Genomic DNA, 18459 nt, shown 5'->3' with positions numbered 1-18459 from the left:
TGAGCGGGGCTCTCCTCGTGCGCCGCCTGTTTTGCTTACTCAACGTGATCGCGACTCTGGTAGTCCTGTGTGCGCAGCGTGACGACGCCTCGTCGTCGCGTTCTCATGTGTCACGGGATCCGAGGGAGAGTCATGCCACTCGAGACGGCGACAGCACCGGCCGCGGGCGCGGAGTCGGCCCAGCAGCGGGAGCAGCAGAGCCTCAGCACCGCGGCGGCGCGCAATCTCGCCACCACCACCAAGTCCGAACCCCAGATGCAGGGCATCAGCTCCCGCTGGGCGACCCGCATGCTGCCCTGGGTGAACGTGCCCGGTGCGACGTACCGGGTCAACCGCCGCCTGTCGTTCACCATCGGGGACGGCCGGGTGTCCTTCGTGAAGACCGGTTCGAAGGTCCAGGTGGTCCCCGCCGAACTGGGCGAACTGCCGCTGCTGCGCGGCTTCTCGGACACCGATGTGCTCGGCGCGCTGGCCGACAAGTTCGTGCAGAAGGACTTCACGCCGGGCCAGGTCATCGTCCAGGCGGGCCGCAAGGCCGATCACGTGTACCTGATCGCGCACGGCAAGGTCGAGAAGATCGGCGAGGGGCCGTACGGGGACGAGGTCGTGCTCGGGCTGATGGCCGACGGGGACACCTTCGGCGGTCAGGTGCTGGCCGGGCAGGCCAAGAAGTGGGAGTTCACGGCCCGCGCGACGACCGCCACCACGGTGCTGGCGCTGCCGATGACGGCGTACAAGGCGGTCGCCGACCGGCACGAGGCGCTGCGCAGGCACGTGCAGCAGATCAGCTCCGACGGGCACCGCAAGGTGAATCGGTCGGGCGAAGCGGTGATCGAGCTGAGCTCGGGACACGCGGGCGAGGCGACCCTGCCGCATGCCTTCGCCGACTACGAGCTCTCCCCGCGCGAGTACGAGTTGAGCGTGGCGCAGACCGTGCTGCGGGTGCACAGCCGGGTCGCCGACCTCTACAACGAGCCGATGAACCAGACGCAGCAGCAGTTGCGGCTGACCATCGAGGCGCTGCGGGAGCGGCAGGAGCACGAGCTGATCAACAACGAGGAGTTCGGCCTGCTCCACAACGCCGACTTCGACCAGCGGATCTCCACCTACTCGGGCCCGCCGACCCCGGACGACATGGACGAGCTGCTGAGCATGCGGCGCAAGACCCGCTGCTTCCTCGCCCACCCCAAGGCGATCGCCGCGTTCGGCCGCCAGTGCAACAAGCGGGGCCTCTACTTCGGCGGCATCGAGCTGCACGGCAACCATCTGCCCGCCTGGCGCGGGGTGCCGCTGCTGCCGTGCAGCAAGATCCCGATCAGCGAACAGGGCACGTCGTCGATCATCGCCATGCGTACCGGCGAGGACGACCAGGGCGTCATCGGCCTGTACCAGACCGGGATCCCGGACGAGGTGGAGCCGGGCCTGAACGTGCGGTTCATGGGCATCGACGAGAAAGCGATCATCTCCTACCTGGTCAGCACCTACTACTCGGCCGCCGTCCTGGTGCCCGACGCCCTCGGTGTCCTGGAGAACGTCGAGATCGCCCGTACGAACGGGAGCTGACGACGGTGTCGTTGATCTCCCGGGTCACGGCACCCGCCGCGACCCATGACGTGGCGGGGTTGGTCCGGGCCCTGCTGGCGACGGGCCCACCGACCTCGGCCAACCGGCCGCCCGGCGGGCCGGGCCCGCCGGGCGGCCGGTTCCGCGTGGGTCAGTTCCGAGTGGGTCAGTTCCGCGGGGGTCGGCGCCGCCCGGACCGTGCCCGCCGGAGGGGCCGCGCCTGCTGGAGGGTCTGCGCCTGCCGGGAGGTCCGCGCTTGCCCTCCGGCCCGACCGGGCCGGGTACGTCCGCGGCGCGGATCTCCGCCGGCGTCACGGCTGCACCGCACCCCTCCGGGTCCGGCCCCGCCACGGCCGACGGCACCGTCGCACCGTCCCTCCCGCTGCCGACTCCAGCGGCATCTTCTGTACCGCTCCCTACCTCGGCGGCACCTCCCCTACCGTCGCCCACTCCGGCGGCACCTTCCGTACCCCCGCCGACTGCGACTACCCCGCCCACGCCGGCGCCCACGTCAACGCTCACGGCCGTACTGCCCAACGGCCCCACCGGACTCGGAACATCAGGCGCGGCCGTCCGGAAGGCCATCACCCCCGAGCCCCGCCAGCTGACCACCACCCCCGAGCCCCGCCGGGAGGCGGCGCCGCGGCCGATCCCGCGCCGGGGCTGCACTGTCCGCCCGCCATGCGCGACGATCCCGCCCTGGGGGAGACCGTCACCGAGCGGCTGGTCGAGTGGGCCGAGGAGGTCGGGATCTACCCCGGCCAGCTCGACAAGATCCGCACCGCCGACTTCGGTCGGCTGATCATGCTGGCGCATCCCGAGTCGGACGACCCCGACCGGCTGCTCGCGGCCGCCAAGTGCGCGCTGTCGGAGTGGGCCGTGGACGACCACTACGTGGACGGCGAGGCGGAGGAGGCCCGGCACGAGCAGCTCGGGCAACGGCTCGCCATCGCCCACTCGGTGATCGACCAGGCACACCTGCCGCTCGCCTACGCCCCGCAGCTCGAAGAGGTCGTACGGGCCGACCCGGTCATGCGCGCCCTGCGCGACAGCCTGCGCAACCTCCACACGTACGCGACGACCTCCCAGGTGCGCCGGCTCCGCCACGAGCTGGGCATCATGTTCATCGCCTACAACCAGGAGGGGTACTGGCACACCGCCGGGCACACCCCGCCGGTGTGGGAGTTCCTGATGCACCGGCACGAGAACAGCTTCGTCCCGTGCATGGTGCTCGTCGACGCGGTCGCCGGATACGAGATCCCCTACGGCGAGTTCGCCGACCCCCGGGTCCGGCGCGCGTTCACCATGGCGGGTACCGCCAGCGTGATCGTCAACGACCTCTACTCCATGGGCAAGGAGGGCCCGACGGACTTCAGCCTGCCCCGGCTGATCGTCGCCGAGGACGGCTGCTCGCCACGGGAGGCGGTCGACCGCACCGTCGGGATCCACAACGAGCTGATGCACACCTTCGAGGCGGAAGCGGCCGCGCTCTGTGCGACCGGCTCCCCGGAGCTGCGCCGCTTCATGGCGAGCACCTGGGCCTGGCTCGGCGGCAACCGCGAGTGGCACGCGGGCAGCGCCCGCTACCACGCCGACGCGCAGGCCGCCTGACCCCGCCCCACCCCGCTCCGTCTCACCGCATTCCCCCCCACCTCAGTAAGGAACGCCTGCCATGTCCAAGATGTCCATCCAGATGGAAAGCATTGCCATGCGCGACGTCCTGCGCACCGATTACCAGAAGTCGGTCGCGGAGTACTGGAACAAGGAGAAGGACCCGGTCAACATCAAGCTCGGCGAGGTCGACGGCCTCTACCACCACCACTACGGCCTCGGCGACTGGGACCCCTCGGTGCTGGCCGGCGCGCCGGAGAACCGCGACCAGCGCATGATCGAGGAGATGCACCGCCTGGAGACCGCCCAGGCCGAGGTGCTCCTCGACCACCTGGGGGACATCACCCCGGACGACCGCCTCCTCGACGCCGGTTCCGGACGCGGCGGCACCAGCTTCATGGCCAACGCCCGCTTCGGCTGCCACGTCGACGGCGTGAGCATCTCCGAGCAGCAGGTCCATTTCGCCAACGACCAGGCGAGGCACCGCGGGGTCACCGACCGGGTCCGCTTCCACTTCCGGAACATGCTCGACACCCGCCTGGACACCGGCTCGCGCCGCGCGATCTGGACCAATGAGACGACGATGTACGTCGACCTCTTCGAACTCTTCGCGGAGTTCTCGCGCCTGCTGGAGTACGGCGGCCGCTACGTCTGCATCACCGGCTGCTCCAACGACGTCACCGGCATGCGCCCCAAGGCCGTCAGCCGGATCGACGAGCACTACACCTGCAACATCCACCCGCGCAGCGAGTACTTCAAGGCGCTCGCCGCCAACAACCTGGTGCCGATCCAGGTCGTCGACCTGACCCCCGACACCATCCCCTACTGGGAACTGCGCGCCAAGTCGTCCGTGGCCACGGGCATCGAGGATCCGTTCCTGACCGCCTACAAGGAGGGCAGCTTCCACTACCTCCTCATCGCGGCCGACCGCATCTGACCCACGCGCCCCTTGGAGCCGAGCCAGGCTCCAAGGGGCGCGTGGGTCAGAGGACCTTCGGTCAACCGGACACACCCAGGGTGAGGGTGCCGGTGTAGCCGTAGGGCGGCGGCCGTGGTGCCGGTGGCGATCAGTACGGTGCGGCGCCCGACCGGGCGGGCATCTGAGTTCTCTGTCATGGAGACGGCACCGTAGAAACGCTTGCTGTCCGCAGGCTGTCAGTTGGGCAAAGCGGCGGACCGTCAAGATGCCTGATGAGACAGGAGAGTTGATGTGAGAACTGTGACGTCGTCGTCCACGACCCCACCATGATCCGTACCTCCGCCGGCCGTTACCTGCTCTACTCCACCGGCGGCGGACTGGCCTACAAGACCTCCACCGACCGCATCTCCTTCACCGCCGGCTCCGACGCCTTCTCCGCCAAGCCGAGCTGGTGGTCGTCGTACGCCACCGAGGCCTGGGCGCCGGACATCTCGTACCACGGCGGCAAGTACCTCATGTACTACGCGGTCTCCACGTTCGGGTCCAACAAGTCGGCGATCGGACTGGCCGGTTCGACGACGGGCCTGCCGGGCTCCTGGACCGACTACGGCGTCGTCTACACCTCCACCACCTCCAGCGACTACAACGCCATCGACTCCAACCTCTTCGTGGACGACGACGGCAGGTGGTGGCTGTCCTTCGGCAGCTGGTGGACCGGCATCAAGGTGATCCGCATCGACCCGTCCACCGGGAAGCAGTACGCCGGCGACACCACCCGGTACGCCCTCGCCTCCCGCCCGACCGGCAGCAAGGCCGTGGAAGCGCCGGACGTCGTCAAGCGGGGCGGCTACTACTACCTCTTCGCCTCCTACGACGTCTGCTGCCAGGGCACCAGCTCGACGTACAAGGTGAAGGTCGGCCGCGCCACCTCCGTCACCGGCCCCTACTAGGACAAGAACGGCGTCGCGATGACCGCCAACGGCGGCACCCCGGTCCTGGAGTCGCACGGCAGCGTCATCGGCCCCGGCGGCCAGTCCGTCATGCACGACACCGACGGCGACCTGATCGTCTACCACTACGACGCCAACGACAACGGCACCCCGAAACTCGGCGTCAACCTGCTGAGCTGGAGCACGGGCTGGCCGGTGGCGTACTAGCGCCGGGCGCGCACCGGTGGCTGTACTACTCCGCCTCCGCCGCCGATCACTTCACCACGTTCGTGCCGAGCAGGGACGGCTGCTTCCTGAGGACCGCCGGCCCGACAGTCCGCTAGCCCGCCTGCCCCATCCCCGCCGCGTTCGGCCAGCTCTGTGCGTTGGGCCAGCCGGTTGCCGGGGCCGGGGTCAGATCGGCCGCCGGGGTGCCCGGGGCCGTCATGCCGCGTACCTGGGCCGCCGTGAGGCCCCCGCGGGCCGGGACACCCGGCGGGGTGGGGCCGAGCGGGGCGGCCGGGACAGGGGCGGGGGCAGAAGCCATGGGGACAGGGGCGGGGGCGGGAGCCGCGGGGACAGGGACAGGGGCGGGTGCGGGTACCGGTGTCGGGTACGGCGCCGGTGCAGGAACCGGAGTCGGGACAGGCGCCGGCACCGGAACAGGCGCCGGGACAGGTACCGGTGCGGGGACAGGTACCGGTGCGGGGGCCGGGGCCACCGGCTGCTGTACCGGGGCCGGTACCGGCTGAGCCGGCGTCGGCTGCTGTACCGGCACCGCTTGAGCTGCCGCCGGCATCGGCATCCCGCCGCCGGTCGGCGCTGCGGCGGCGGGGAGCGGCATGCCGGTGCCGGCGGCCGGGACGGCGCCGGTGCCGACGGCCTGCGCGGCAAGCCCCGGCACTCCGGCGCCGTTGGTCGCGCTCACCAGCCGATCCACGGCCGCCGTACCCGAGCTGTAGCTGGTCCCTGTGCCCAGCTCGGGTACGGCGGCTCCCCTCCTGGTCCCGTAGAGCACCTGCTCCAGGCCGGACACCAGGCGACGCACGTCGACCTGGGGGCGCACCACGAGTCTCAGGAAGCGGCTGGAGGAGCCGATCTTGTTGCCGCACTCGCGGACCAGGATCCGGTGCTCGGTGAGCATCCGGTCCCGGACCACCGTGCCCTCGGCTCCCACGGGGAGGCGCACGAAGAGGAAGTTGCCCTGGGAGGGATAGACGGTGAGGCCGGGCAGGGCGGAGAGATGGCTGGCCATCTCCAGCCGGTCCCGGCGCACCTGCATCAGGCTCTGCGCGTACTCGGCACCGTGCTCCTTCAGCATGAACACCACGTGCTCGGCGAAGGAGTTGAGGTTCCACTTCGGAAGCATCGAGCGGACGCGGCCGGCCAGGGCCGGGTTCGCCACCAGGTAGCCGAAGCGGATGCCGTGCAGGCCGAAGTTCTTGCCGAGGCTGCGCAGCACGACCACGTTGGGCCGGAGCATGGCCTCCTGGACGACGCTCGGGTCGGCCTCCGCGTCGGCGAACTCCAGGAACGACTCGTCCACGACCACCAGGTCCAGGTCCGCCATCGCGTCCATGAACTGCACCACCGACTGCTTGCGCAGATAGCCGCCGTCGGGGTTGTTCGGGTTGCAGATGACCGCCACACGGGTGCCGCGGGCGCGGATGAACTCGGCGTACTGGGCGAGGTCCAGCGCGAAGCCGTTCGCCTCCTGGAGCGGGAACATGTCGACCCGCTTGCCGGTCTCCATCGGCTGGTCGGTCCAGCGGCCGAACGTGGGGACGGGGATGGCCAGGGACTCACGGACCAGGAGATGGTCGATCCAGGTGATCAGCTCCGTCGAGCCGTTGCCCATTGCCACGCACTGCGGCGGCAGCTGGAGCAGACTGCACAGCTCGGCCGTGATGGTGTCGGCGCTGCTCGGGTAGTACGTGATGATCTCGCGCAGCCGGACCGCCAGCTCCTCGAACATGGTGGGAGTGGGGAAGTACGGATTGCACGGGATGCAGAAGTCCACCGGGCCCGACCCGTCGCTCTCCCGCGCCAGCGCCGCCATCGAAGGGCTGTGCGCTGCGGTGTCGCGGAACAACGAGGTGACGTTGTCAGGCAAGGGAACCTCCGTCGAAGGGTGGCCCGGGCGGGGGAGCCCGGGCCACCCTTGGATACGGAGGAGACAGCAGTGGCGTTCAACTCACCTGCTGTGTGAGCCGCTTCACGCCCGCCTCACGCCGAGAACGTGTGGACCGTCGTCGTCCGGTAGGTCTGGCCCGGCCGCAGCACGGTCGACGGGAAGTTCGCGTGGTTCGGCGAGTCCGGGAAGTGCTGGGTCTCCAGGCACAGGGCGTCGCCCTGGCGGTAGGTGCGGCCGCCGGTGCCGGTCAGGGTGCCGTCGAGGAAGTTGCCGGAGTAGAACTGCAGGCCCGGCTGGTCGGTGGCGATCTTCAGGGTGCGGCCGGAGCGCGGGTCGCGCAGCGTGGCGACGTGCTCGGGCCCCGCGGTGATGCCCTTGTCCAGGGCCCAGTTGTGGTCGTAGCCCTTGGCCTGCACCTGCTGCTCGTGGCCGGCGCGGATGTCGCGGCCGATCGGCTTGGCGTGCCGGAAGTCGAAGGGCGTGCCCGCGACCTTGGCCAGTTCACCGGTGGGGATCAGACCCGAGTCGGTGGGGGTGTAGCGGGAGGCGGCGATGCGGAGTTCGTGGTCCTCGATCGTGCCGCTGCCCTCGCCGGCCAGGTTCCAGTAGACGTGGCTGGTGAGGTTGACGACGGTCGCCTTGTCGGTGGTGGCCTCGTAGTCGATGCACCAGTCACCGTGCCTGGTGAGGGTGTACGTCACCGTCGCCTTGAGCGTGCCGGGGTAGCCCATCTCGCCGTCGACGCTGGTGTAGTGCAGGTGCAGGCCGACGTCGGTGCCCTTGGTGAACGGCTCCACGTCCCACACGTGCTTGTCGAAGCCCTGCTTGCCGCCGTGCAGGCTGTTCACGCCGTCGTTGACGGACAGCTGGTGGCTCTTGCCGTCGAGGGTGAACTGGCCCTTGGCGATGCGGTTGCCGTAGCGGCCGATGAGGGCGCCGAAGTACGGGGTCTTCGCGACGTAGTCGTCGATGTTGTCGAAGCCCAGGGAGACGTTGGCGTAGTGGCCGCGCCGGTCCGGGATCTCCAGGCTCTGGACGACACCGCCCCAGTTGAGGACCTTCAGGCGGGTGCCGCCGTTCTCCAGCGACCAGCGGTAGATCTTCGTGCCGTCGGCGAGCTTCCCGAAGGACTCCTTCACCGGCTTCCTGCCTCCCGAGGCGGCCTCGGCGCTGCCCGTGCCGAGGGTGGTGGCGGCGAGGCCTGCGGCTGCCGCGCCCGCAATGACCGTGCGTCTGTTCAGTTCCATCTAGCGGCTCCTTAAGAAGAGAGTTGAAAGGCGCCCGCTGAGCCCCGTGCCCCAAAGGGGCGCGGGGAACTGCGCGACCAGCCCCCGACGGCCCGCAGCTTTGATTCGGCCTTCCCAGCGGAGCGTTCGCGCTGACTTACGAACCGGACTTGCGCTTGTTCCACACGTCGAAGCCGACCGCCGCCAACAGGGCGAAGCCCTTGATGACCTGCTGCCAGTCGGTGCCGACGCTGAGGAGGTTCATGCCGTTGTTCAGCACGCCGAGGACGAGACCGCCGATGATCGCGCCGAGGACGGTGCCGACACCGCCGCTCATGGACGCACCACCGATGAACGACGAGGCGATCGCCTCGAGTTCGTAGTTCAGGCCGGCCTTCGGCGAGGCCGCGTTGAGGCGGGCGGCGATCGCCAGACCCGCCAGGGCCGCGAGCGCGCCCATGTTCAGGAAGACGTAGAAGGTGACCTTCTTGTCCTTGATGCCGGACAGCTTCGCCGCGGGCAGGTTGCCGCCGATCGCGTAGATGTGGCGGCCGAAGACGGCGTTGCGCATGACGTAGGTGTAGGCGACCACCAGGACACCGAGGATGATCAGCACGATCGGGGCGCCCTTGTAGCTGGCCAGCAGCAACGTGAGGGTGAGGACCGCGGCGACCAGGGCGACCAGCTTGAGCAGGAAGAGGCGGCCGGGCAGCACCTCGAGCGCGAACTCCTGCTGGCGACGCCGGTCCTGCACCTCCTGCCACACCACGGCGACGATCAGGACGAGGCCGAGGAGCAGTGTGAGGTTGTGGTAGTTGGTGTTCGGGCCGACCTCGGGCAGGAAGCCGTTGCCCATCTTCTGCAGGCCGTCGGGGAAGGGGCCGAGGGTCTGGCCCTTGAGGAGGATCTCCGTGAAGCCGCGGAAGATCAGCATCCCGGCGAGGGTGACGATGAACGACGGTATGCCGAGGTACGCGATGAAGAACCCCTGTGCCGCGCCCGCCGCCGCGCCTGCCAGCAGGCACAGCACCACGGCGATCGGCCAGGGCACATGGTGCTGCACCGTCAGCAGGGCCGCGAACGCGCCCACGAAGGCGGTCAGCGAGCCGACCGACAGGTCGATGTGGCCCGCGATGATCACCAGCATCATGCCGATGGCGAGGATCAGGACGTAGGCGTTCTGCAGCACCAGGTTGGAGACGTTGTGCGGCAGCAGCAGGTCGCCGTCGGTCCAGATCGCGAAGAGCAGGACGATCAGGCCGAGCGCGAGCAGCATGCCGTACTGGCGCATGTTGGCGCGCAGCCCCGCCAGCATCAGCTGGAGCAGGCCCGCGCCGGTGCCCGATCCGCTCCTGCCCGGCGGCGCGGAGGCCGGGATCTTGTCGGTCACGTCGGTGCTCATCGCGTTACCTCTTTGTCCTTCGTCATATGACGCATCAGCACTTCCTGCGTGGCCTCGGCCCGCGGCACCTCACCGGTCAGCCGTCCGGCGGCCATCGTGTAGATGCGGTCGCACATGCCGAGCAGCTCGGGCAGCTCGGAGGAGATGAAGACGACCGCCTTGCCCTGGGCGGCCAGCTGGTCGATGACCGTGTAGATCTCGTACTTGGCACCGACGTCGATGCCGCGCGTGGGCTCGTCCAGGATCAGCACGTCCGGACCCGAGAAGATCCACTTGCTGAGGACGACCTTCTGCTGGTTGCCGCCGGACAGCTTGCCCACCGGCTCGAAGACGGTCGGCGCCTTGATGTTCATGGACTTGCGGAAGCCCTCGGAGACCTGCCGCTCCTCGTGCTCGTCGACGATGCCCCGCTTGGCGACCTTGCTCAGGGCGGTCAGCGAGATGTTGCGGTTGATCGTGTCGATGAGGTTGAGGCCGTAGTGCTTGCGGTCCTCGGTGACGTACGCGATGCCGTGGCCGACCGCCTCCGCGACGGTCTTCGTACGGATCTCCCTGCCGTCCTTGAGGACCGTGCCGCCCGCGTACCGGCCGTAGGCCCGCCCGAAGACGCTCATCGCGAGTTCGGTGCGGCCGGCGCCCATCAGGCCCGCGATGCCGACGATCTCCCCGCGGCGCACGGTGATCGACACGTCGTCGACCACCTTGCGCTCCTGGTCGATCGGGTGGCGCACGGTCCAGTTGCGGATCTCCAGGGCCGGGGCGGCACCCTCCTGCGCCTCGTGCGGGGTGCGCTCGGGGAAGCGGTGGTCCAGGTCGCGGCCCACCATGCCGCTGATGATCCGGTCCTCGGTCGTCTCCGGCGACTTCACATCGAGCGTCTCGATGGAGTGGCCGTCGCGGATGATCGTCACCGAGTCGGCGACCTTGCGGATCTCGCCCAGCTTGTGGGAGATGATGATCGAGGTGATGCCCTGCTTCTTCAACTCCAGGATGAGGTTGAGGAGTTTGTCGCTGTCCTCGTCGTTCAGCGCTGCCGTCGGCTCATCCAGGATGAGCAGCTTCACCTTCTTCGACAGCGCCTTCGCGATCTCCACGAGCTGCTGCTTGCCCACGCCGATGTCGGCGACGCGGGTCTCCGGGTGGTCGTCGAGACCGACCCGGCGCAGCAGCTCGGTGGCGTGCCGCAGGGTCTCCCGCCAGTTGACGAACCCGCGCTTGGCGTGCTCGTTGCCGAGGAAGATGTTCTCCGCCAGGGAGAGGTACGGCGACAGCGCCAGTTCCTGGTGGATGATGACGATGCCGTGCTGCTCGCTCGCCCGGATGTCCTTGAAGCGGCAGACCTCTTGCTCGAAGAGGATCTCGCCCTCGTAACTGCCGTGCGGATGGACGCCGGAGAGCACCTTCATCAGGGTGGACTTTCCGGCGCCGTTCTCACCGCAGATGGCGTGGACCTCGCCTTGCCGGACGGTCAGTGTGACGTCCGACAGCGCTTTGACACCGGGAAAGGTCTTGACGATCGAGCGCATTTCCAGGACGGGTCCCGCCATGGTCGTGCCTTCCAATCAGTGTGGGGTCGGTCGGTTGGCGGGACTACTTCAGCTGGGCGTCGGTGTAGTAACCGGTCTTGATCAGCGCGTCCTCGTAGTTGGTCTTGTCGACGCTGACCGGCTCCAGCAGGTAGGCGGGGACGACCTTGGTGCCGTTGTCGTACGACTTGGTGTCGTTGACCTGGGGCTTCTTGTTGTGCAGGACATCGTCGACCATCGTCGAGGCGACGTCGGCGAGCTTGCGGATGTCCTTGTAGACGGTCTGCGTCTGCTCACCGGCGATGATCGACTTCACCGAGGCCAGCTCGGCGTCCTGGCCGGTGATGACCGGCAGCGGCTTGCTCTTGGTGCCGTAGCCGTCCGACTTCAGGGCGGACAGGATGCCGATGGAGATGCCGTCGTACGGCGACAGGACCGCGTCGACCCGCTCGCTCTTGTAGGAGGAGGTGAGGACGTCGTCCATGCGCTTCTGCGCGGTGGCGCCGTCCCAGCGCAGGGTGGTGACCTTGGTCAGCTCGGTCTGGCCGGAGCGGACGACCAGCTGCTTCTTGTCCATGTACGGCTTCAGGACGCTCATCGCGCCGTTGAAGAAGTACCGGGTGTTGTTGTCGTCGTTGGAGCCCGCGAACAGCTCGATGTTGAACGGGCCCTTCTTGCCGCTGTCCAGGCCGAGCTTGTGCACGATGTAGGTGCCCTGCAGCTTGCCGACCTTCTCGTTGTCGAAGGAGGCGTAGTAGTCGACGTTCTTGGTGCCGAGGATCAGGCGGTCGTAGGAGATGACCGGGATGTTGGCGTCCGCGGCCTCCTGGAGCACGCTGTTCAGGGACTTGTTGTCGATCGCCGCGATGATCAGGCCCTTGACGCCCTGGGTGATCAGGTTCTCGATCTGCGAGACCTGGGTCTCCGGGTCGTCCTCGCCGTAGACCAGCTTGGTCTTGTAGCCCTTGGCCTCAAGGTCCTTGACGACGTTCTTGCCGTCGGCGATCCAGCGCTCGGACGACTTGGTCGGCATCGCGATGCCGATGGTGGCCCCCTTGGTGCTGCCGGCCTTCTCCTTGCTCCCGCCCTCGCCGCTCTGGCCGCAGGCGGACAGGGTGAGGGCGAGGGAGGCGGCTCCGGCTATCGCGGTGAGTACGGTTCTGCGGTTGCGCATGTGATCAGTCCTTGTTCGTCTCGTCGTTGAGAGGGGTCACGCGTTGGTGGGGAAGCGGTTGAGCGCGCCGGGCAGCCGCGAGCCGAGCGGCGCCATGTCGCCGTCCGCGCCGTGCCGGGCGAGCAGGTCGAGGGCGAGCCGGCCGCGCCGCACCCGCTCCCGGGCGGTGTCCAGGGTCACGTCCCGCAGGTGGGTGCCCCACGGGTAGATGCCGGGAGCCTTGGACAGGCCGAATTTCAGGTAGAGCGGTGCGCCGCGCCGGATCAGCTCGGCGACCTCGTACATGCGCACATAGCCGCCGAGGTCGTCGGGGGCCTCGATGTACATGTCCATGGGGGTGGCGGACACCCGGCGGATCTCGGTGAGGTGATCCAGCGTCAGATCACTGGGCACGTTGATGGAGTCGGCCCCCAGCCCCTCGTACACCGCATACGAGGCGGGGTTGACCGGCCCGATCAGCGCCGAGACCTTCAGGGTGGTGTCGGCCGGGATGATGCCCGCCTGGCGGGCCCGGTGCAGGGTCCACAGCACGCCCTCGTCGGCGACGAGGAGGCACTTGACGCCGAGTTCGGTGGCGCGGACGGCGTCCTCGACACATCCGGCGACGGCGTCGTGGCCACGGGCGCGCAGTCCGGCCCCCCGCGAGTCGGTGCGCACCGAGCCACCGATGTCCCAGGTGCCGCGCGGGCCGGTGAACAGGCAGAGTTCGATGTCCCGTTCGCCGGTCGCGTCGACCATCTCGGTGATCTCGGCGTCGGTCAGCATCCACACGCCGCTGCCCTGGCTGATCCGGTGGATCGGCACGTCGAGGCGGGAGGCCTCCTTCAGTACGACCGCCAGCGCTTCGGGACCCTCGCACGAGGGGATCTCGGTGCGCCAGCGGCCGCCGCCCGGGAAGCTGTGGGTGGAGGTGTCGGCGGGGTCGAGGGCGGGCGCGTCCAGGCCCAGTGCGGCGAGCACCTGCTCGCCGGGCCTGCGGGCTGCCGGAGCGGAAGCGTCGGTCACAAGCTGTCCTTCGTGTTCGATATTTCGGACAAGGTTCGCGGCTCTGGGTAGAAAAAGGCCTTGGTGGTACGCCGGTCAGGGCGCCGTCAGGTCACGCCCCGACCGGCGTACGGTCAGGGGCGGAGCAGCACCTTGCCCACCTTCGGATCGCCGGCTCCCACCAGCTCGATGGCCTGCGGGAACTCGGTCAGCGGCAGCTCGTGCGTGACCAGCGGCAGCGGGGCGAGCAGCCCGGCGCCGAACACCCGCACGGTGTGCGCCCAGGCGTCCGGCGGCGCCCCGAAGACGGTGTGCACCTCCAGCTGCCGTACGACGAGATCGGTCGGGTCGAGCCCGTCGGCGCCCGGCGCCGGGATGCCCGTCAGGACCAGGCGTCCGCCGCGCCTGAGCAGGGAGGCGGCGGTGCGCGCGGCGGACGCGGACCCGGCGGTCTCGATCACCACGTCGAAGTCGTCGGGCAGTTCCTGGTCCCTGAGCCGGAAGTCGGTCGCCCCGAACTGCCGGGACAGCGCCTCCCGGTCGCCCCGGGTGCCCACGACGAGCAGCTCCACCGGCGAGATCGCCTTCAGGAACTGCACGGCGAACATCCCGAGCGTCCCCGTGCCCACCACCGCGACCCGCTCACCCGGCTGGGCCTTCGCCTTCAGCGCGGCGGCCGCGATGCACGCGGCGGGCTCCAGCAGGGCGGCGGCGGTGAGGTCGGCGTCGTCCGGCAGCGGGTGCAGCAGCCGGGCGGGCAGGGTGAGCGTGGCGGCCATGGCACCGGGCTGGGTGAACCCGGTCTCCTCGTACCCGGCCGTGCACAGCGTGGTCTCGCCCGCGTGACAGCGGTCGCACACCTGGCAGTTGCGGAAGCCCTCGCCGACGACCTTGCGGCCGACCAGGCTCTCCGGCACGCCCGCACCCACCGCGCGCACGGTCCCCGACCACTCGTGGCCGGGCGTGAGCGGATAACGCACGTACCCCTCGGGCCGGTTGCCCTGGTACACCTCGCGGTCGCTGCCGCAGATGCCCACCGCGTGCACGGCGACCAGCGCCTCGCCGGGACCGGGATCCCGGGGCGTGTGCTCTTCGACCCGGTGCGTGCCCGGCGCCTCGATCAGGACCTGGGAACTCACTTCGAGCCCTTCGGCTTGCGCTGCTCCCAGCCCTCGGCCCACAGGTCGAACCGGGCCTGCTGCTGCGGGAACTCGGCGGCCGCGTCGGTGTCCAGCTCGACGCCGAGACCGGGCTCGTCGGAGAGGTGGAAGTAGCCGTCCACGACCTCCGGCGCCCCCTTGACCACCTTCTTGATCTCCGCGTCCGCGAAGTCGTTGAAGTGCTCAAGGATCTTGAAGTTCGGGGAGGTGAAGCCGACTTGGAGCGAGGCGGCGGTCAGCACGGACCCGCCCACGTTGTGCGGGGCGACGAGCATGTAGTGCGTCTCGGCGGTGGCGGCCAGCTTCCGGGTCTCCCAGATGCCGCCGATGTGGCCGACGTCGGGCTGGAGGATGTCCGCTGCCTGGCTCTCGAACAGCTCCCGGAACTCGATCCGGTCGTGGATGCGCTCACCGGTGGCGACCGGGATGTCCACCTTGGCGGCGACCTTCTCCAGCGCCTTCAGGTTCTCCGGCGGCACCGGCTCCTCCAGCCAGGCCGGCTTGAACGGCGCCAGCTCGTGGGCGAGCCGGACGGCGGTGGCGGGGGAGAAGCGGCCGTGCATCTCCAGCATCAGCTCGGCGTCCGGACCGATGGCGTCGCGCACGGCCTCGATGAGTGAGACGGCGTACCGGGTCTGCTCGTGGTCCAGCTCGAAGTGCCCGGTGCCGAACGGATCGATCTTGAGCGCCTTGTACCCGCGCTCCATCACCCTCCGGGCGGCCTTGTGGTACGCCTCGGGCGTTCGCTCGGTCGTGTACCACCCGTTGGCGTACGCCTTGACCTTGTCGGTGACCTTGCCGCCCAGCAGCTGCCACACCGGCACGCCGAGGGCCTTGCCCTTGATGTCCCAGCACGCCATCTCGACGACCGCGATGCCGGACATGACGATCTCGCCGGCCCGGCCGAAGTCGCCGTACTTCATGCGGCGGACGAGGTCCTCGACAGCGAACGGGTCCGAACCGAGAATGTGGTTGGCCTCGGCCTCCCGCAGATAGCCGATCAGCGCGTCGGTGTGACCGAGCATCCGGGTCTCGCCGACTCCCGTGATCCCTTCGTCGGTGTGCACCTGGACGTAGGTCAGGTTGCGCCACGGCGTCCCGACCACGTGTGTGCTGATTCCGGTGATGCGCACGGCAGTTGCCTCTCAGCTGTTCGAGATTTCGTCACACGTTCGAAATGCTGGCGTGACAGTAAGGACGGTGCGGCGGGGGTGTCAATGGGTCGAACGGGTAACGGTTTCGACAAGACTTTCGAGAACCTTTTCGGTCCCGCACGAAACCTTCACAGCGGTGCCTAGGAACGTGACCGATGAGGAATCTAGTCTTCCGGCGTCATGGACTTCTGCCACCCGTGCCAACGGCACCTCAACGGCGCCCTGGCCTGCCCCGGGTGCGGCGCGCCGGCGCCCTCTCTCGCCGCGCACGGACACACGGGCACGGCGGCCGGTCCGTACGGTCAGGAAACCTTCACGAGTGCAGCGGCCCGGCCGTACGCCGAACAGGTCGCCCACCACCCCCACGAGTCCCCCCGCGTGCCCACGCAGTTCGGCGCAGCGGAGGCGGCGGACGCGTACGGGGCCGCCACGGACGAGTACACGTACGCCGGCGCGGACGGCCACACCGGCCCGGACGACTACGCCGACCAGGACGACTACGCCGACCAGGACGCCCCTGATGACGCTCGTGGCGAGGCACAGGGCGACGCCGAGGACGCCTCCGCCACCCCCGACGAGCCCGGGGGCCGTGCCGCCCGGCGGCAGTCGCGCGGCCGGGGCCGCGGTGGAGCCACGGCCGGCGGCGAGACGGACAGCGGCCCCGGCGCCGCCGACGCCAGCCGTCGCGATCGCAAGGCCGCCGCGCACCGGCGCCGCCGCCGTCGTACCGTCCTGATCGCCGCGGGCCTCGTGCTGGCGGCCGGCGGCCTCAGCGTCGCCGAACTCGGCACCGACGCCCCCTTCTCCCCGTTCTCCAGCGACGAGCCGGCGACGACCGCGGACACGTCGGCGGACGGCGGCACCTCCTCCGCGTCCCCGGACCGGACGGCGAACCCCCTCGACGACGCCTCGGGCGCCGCGGGGAAGGCGGGCGCCTCCGCCTCCCCGGACGCCTCGGCCTCGGCCTCCGCCTCCAAGTCGCCGAAGGACAAGGACTCCAAGTCCCCGTCCGCCACGGACCAGGCGGAACAGTCGGCCACGTCGGGCGCGGGCGGGCCGACCACGGCGCCGACCGCCCCGGCCACCTCCCACCCGACGTCCACCCCCACGTCCGACCCGACGACGTCGAACCCGACCGCGCTGCCGTCGCCGACGAAGACGTGCAACCGCTTCCTGTGGTGGTGCACGTAGGCGGCGGCTTCCCGGCGCGCCGCACCGCCGATCCTTCCTCTCCTTCCCTCTGATCCCTCACTGGGACACCCCCTGTCACGTACCGCCCTGAGCCATCGGCCATCCGGGGTATCGATGACACCAACCCGCCTCCTGCGCGGTTGAGTCGGACAGGTACATCCCGCCGTACACGATCCAGGGAACGCGCGACGGCGGAACGGGCGTTGTGCACAGGGGGAGCGGCGAGCAGCGGCTCAGTGGAGGAGAGCGGATGACGCAGGGGATCACCGTGCACGGCACGGTCGCCGAGGGATTCGAAGCGGTGCGCGAGGAGTTCGCCTCCTTCGTCGCCGAGGAGCGGGACGACTACGAGGGCCAGTTGTGCGCCTACGTCCACGGCCGGCGGGTCGTCGACCTGTGGGCGGGCGAGGGCGCCGACGGGGACTCGCTGTACGGCGTGTTCTCGTCCACCAAGGGCGCCGCCCATCTCGTCGTGGCCCTGCTCGTGCAGGACGGCACGCTGGAGCTGGACCGCAAAGTCACCTACTACTGGCCGGAGTTCGGCGCCGAGGGCAAGGGCGCGCTGACCCTGCGCGATGTGCTCGCGCACCGCGCGGGCCTGGTCGGCACCGACACCGGGTTCAGCGCGGCGGAGCTGGCCGACGACCGCGCGCTGGCCGAACGTCTCGCCGACCAGCGGCCGTTCTGGCGGCCGGGCACGGCCTTCGGCTACCACGCGCTGGTGATCGGCGCGCTGACCGGCGAGGTCGTCCGGCGGGCGACGGGCCGCACGATCCAGGAGCTGTACGAGGAACGGGTGCGCGCGCCCTACGCCCTGGACTTCCACCTGGGCCTGCCGGTCTCCCGCGAGCCCCGCTTCCGCACGGTCCAGCCGATGCTGCCGACCCCCGAGCAGCAGGCGGAGCTCGACGCGCTGCCGTCCGGACCGCACAGCCTCTCCGCGATCGCCTTCAACCGGCACACGGCCGACCCGACCGACCTGGTCGCCCTGCCGAACGAGCGCGGCGTCCGCGCCAAGGGCCCGGCTTCGGTGGGCGGTGTCGCCTCGGCGCGCGGCCTGGCCGGGATGTACGCGGCGATGATCAGCGAGGTCGACGGCAAGGCACCGCTGCTGAAGGAGGACACCGTCGCGGAGTTCGGCCAGCCGCACTCCGTCGGGTACGACCTGGTGGCCCGCGCCCACAGATCGTTCGGCCTCGGCTTCCAGGCCACGTCCGACGCCTGGTACCCCTTCCTGGGCGCCGGCACGATCGGCCACAGCGGAGCAGCAGGCTCCCAGGCCTTCGCGGATCCACGCAGCGGCTTGGCGTACGGCTACACGCGCCGACGGTTCGCATTTCCGGGCGGGGCAGCCCCAGAAAACGAAAGGTTGGTGGCGCTGGTACACCGGGCGGCGCTAATCCCCTAAGGGGCGCGGGGCTGTATCTATATGCGGCTCCGCCGCGTGGGCGCGAGCAACCCACCACGACCCGCACCCGAAAAAACA

13 protein-coding genes and 1 pseudogene are annotated in these 18459 nt (G+C 69.7%); 6 read left to right on the top strand and 8 right to left on the bottom strand.

Translation table 11 applies throughout. The features are described 5' to 3' along the window. Window positions 1–132: 132 nt before the first annotated feature. The 4 genes and pseudogenes from ACFY3C_RS32770 to ACFY3C_RS32755 form a co-directional block, all read left to right on the top strand. Window positions 133–1563: a family 2B encapsulin nanocompartment shell protein gene (locus tag ACFY3C_RS32770; RefSeq protein ID WP_390773347.1), complete on the top strand. Its 1431-nt coding sequence runs from the start codon at window positions 133–135 to the stop codon at window positions 1561–1563. 45 nt (window positions 1564–1608) lie between these two features. Next, window positions 1609–3174, top strand: coding sequence for a family 2 encapsulin nanocompartment cargo protein terpene cyclase (locus ACFY3C_RS32765; RefSeq protein ID WP_390773346.1), 1566 nt, complete (start codon window positions 1609–1611; stop codon window positions 3172–3174). Between the two features lie 61 nt (window positions 3175–3235). Next, complete coding sequence (locus tag ACFY3C_RS32760; RefSeq protein WP_390773345.1) at window positions 3236–4111, top strand: geranyl diphosphate 2-C-methyltransferase; 876 nt, start codon at window positions 3236–3238, stop codon at window positions 4109–4111. A 287-nt stretch (window positions 4112–4398) separates the two neighbouring features. Then, a pseudogene (locus tag ACFY3C_RS32755) lies at window positions 4399–5250 on the top strand (arabinan endo-1,5-alpha-L-arabinosidase); the annotation flags it as partial. Window positions 5251–5362: 112 nt separating this feature from the next. On the opposite strand, the gene ACFY3C_RS32750 reads toward ACFY3C_RS32755, so the two are convergent. The 8 genes from ACFY3C_RS32750 to ACFY3C_RS32715 form a co-directional block, all read right to left on the bottom strand. After that, on the bottom strand, window positions 5363–7135 hold the full coding sequence (locus tag ACFY3C_RS32750; RefSeq protein WP_390773344.1) for a pyridoxal phosphate-dependent aminotransferase: 1773 nt from the start codon (window positions 7133–7135) through the stop codon (window positions 5363–5365). 113 nt (window positions 7136–7248) lie between these two features. Further along, window positions 7249–8403, bottom strand: coding sequence for an aldose epimerase family protein (locus tag ACFY3C_RS32745; protein WP_390773343.1), 1155 nt, complete (start codon window positions 8401–8403; stop codon window positions 7249–7251). A 136-nt stretch (window positions 8404–8539) separates the two neighbouring features. Continuing rightward, window positions 8540–9784 carry a multiple monosaccharide ABC transporter permease gene (mmsB, locus tag ACFY3C_RS32740; protein WP_390773342.1) on the bottom strand — a complete coding sequence of 415 codons (1245 nt, stop codon included), beginning with the start codon at window positions 9782–9784 and terminating at the stop codon, window positions 8540–8542. After that, window positions 9781–11331, bottom strand: coding sequence for a multiple monosaccharide ABC transporter ATP-binding protein (gene mmsA / locus ACFY3C_RS32735; protein ID WP_390773341.1), 1551 nt, complete (start codon window positions 11329–11331; stop codon window positions 9781–9783). Before mmsA ends, mmsB begins: the two co-directional genes overlap by 4 nt. Before the next feature lie 43 nt (window positions 11332–11374). Beyond that, the gene (gene chvE, locus ACFY3C_RS32730; protein WP_390773340.1) at window positions 11375–12484 is read right to left on the bottom strand and encodes a multiple monosaccharide ABC transporter substrate-binding protein; all 1110 of its coding nucleotides are present in this window, start codon (window positions 12482–12484) and stop codon (window positions 11375–11377) included. A 36-nt stretch (window positions 12485–12520) separates the two neighbouring features. Continuing rightward, window positions 12521–13489 (bottom strand): hypothetical protein, encoded by a 969-nt coding sequence (locus ACFY3C_RS32725; protein ID WP_390773339.1) that lies wholly within the window; start codon window positions 13487–13489, stop codon window positions 12521–12523. A 113-nt stretch (window positions 13490–13602) separates the two neighbouring features. Continuing rightward, the gene (locus ACFY3C_RS32720) at window positions 13603–14607 is read right to left on the bottom strand and encodes a zinc-binding dehydrogenase (protein WP_390773338.1); all 1005 of its coding nucleotides are present in this window, start codon (window positions 14605–14607) and stop codon (window positions 13603–13605) included. Beyond that, entirely contained in the window at window positions 14604–15761 is a 1158-nt protein-coding gene (locus tag ACFY3C_RS32715) for a mandelate racemase/muconate lactonizing enzyme family protein (RefSeq protein WP_386572151.1), read from the bottom strand. The genes ACFY3C_RS32720 and ACFY3C_RS32715 overlap by 4 nt, the downstream gene beginning before the upstream one ends. A gap of 201 nt (window positions 15762–15962) precedes the next feature. Here ACFY3C_RS32715 and ACFY3C_RS32710 point away from each other — a divergent pair, with 201 nt between their 5' ends. Next, a complete protein-coding gene (locus ACFY3C_RS32710; protein WP_390773337.1) occupies window positions 15963–16973 on the top strand; it encodes a hypothetical protein in 1011 nt (336 codons plus the stop codon). 250 nt (window positions 16974–17223) lie between these two features. Further along, entirely contained in the window at window positions 17224–18381 is a 1158-nt protein-coding gene (locus tag ACFY3C_RS32705; RefSeq protein ID WP_390773336.1) for a serine hydrolase domain-containing protein, read from the top strand. Window positions 18382–18459: the final 78 nt, after the last annotated feature.

The organism is Streptomyces sp. NPDC001410, from assembly GCF_042895235.1.
GTDB lineage: Bacteria > Actinomycetota > Actinomycetes > Streptomycetales > Streptomycetaceae > Streptomyces.
Note: the sequence above shows the minus strand (reverse complement) of the source record. Positions and strands in the feature narration are given on the sequence as shown.

What these genes read in the sequence shown, in the direction of transcription:
- ACFY3C_RS32745 (WP_390773343.1), bottom strand. Translation starts at nt 8,403, where the DNA reads ATGGAACTGAACAGACGCACGGTCATTGCGGGCGCGGCAGCCGCAGGC.
- ACFY3C_RS32705 (WP_390773336.1), top strand. Translation starts at nt 17,224, where the DNA reads ATGACGCAGGGGATCACCGTGCACGGCACGGTCGCCGAGGGATTCGAA.
- ACFY3C_RS32770 (WP_390773347.1), top strand. Translation starts at nt 133, where the DNA reads ATGCCACTCGAGACGGCGACAGCACCGGCCGCGGGCGCGGAGTCGGCC.
- chvE (WP_390773340.1), bottom strand. Translation starts at nt 12,484, where the DNA reads ATGCGCAACCGCAGAACCGTACTCACCGCGATAGCCGGAGCCGCCTCC.
- ACFY3C_RS32765 (WP_390773346.1), top strand. Translation starts at nt 1,609, where the DNA reads ATGACGTGGCGGGGTTGGTCCGGGCCCTGCTGGCGACGGGCCCACCGA.
- ACFY3C_RS32710 (WP_390773337.1), top strand. Translation starts at nt 15,963, where the DNA reads ATGGACTTCTGCCACCCGTGCCAACGGCACCTCAACGGCGCCCTGGCC.
- mmsB (WP_390773342.1), bottom strand. Translation starts at nt 9,784, where the DNA reads ATGAGCACCGACGTGACCGACAAGATCCCGGCCTCCGCGCCGCCGGGC.
- ACFY3C_RS32760 (WP_390773345.1), top strand. Translation starts at nt 3,236, where the DNA reads ATGTCCAAGATGTCCATCCAGATGGAAAGCATTGCCATGCGCGACGTC.
- mmsA (WP_390773341.1), bottom strand. Translation starts at nt 11,331, where the DNA reads ATGGCGGGACCCGTCCTGGAAATGCGCTCGATCGTCAAGACCTTTCCC.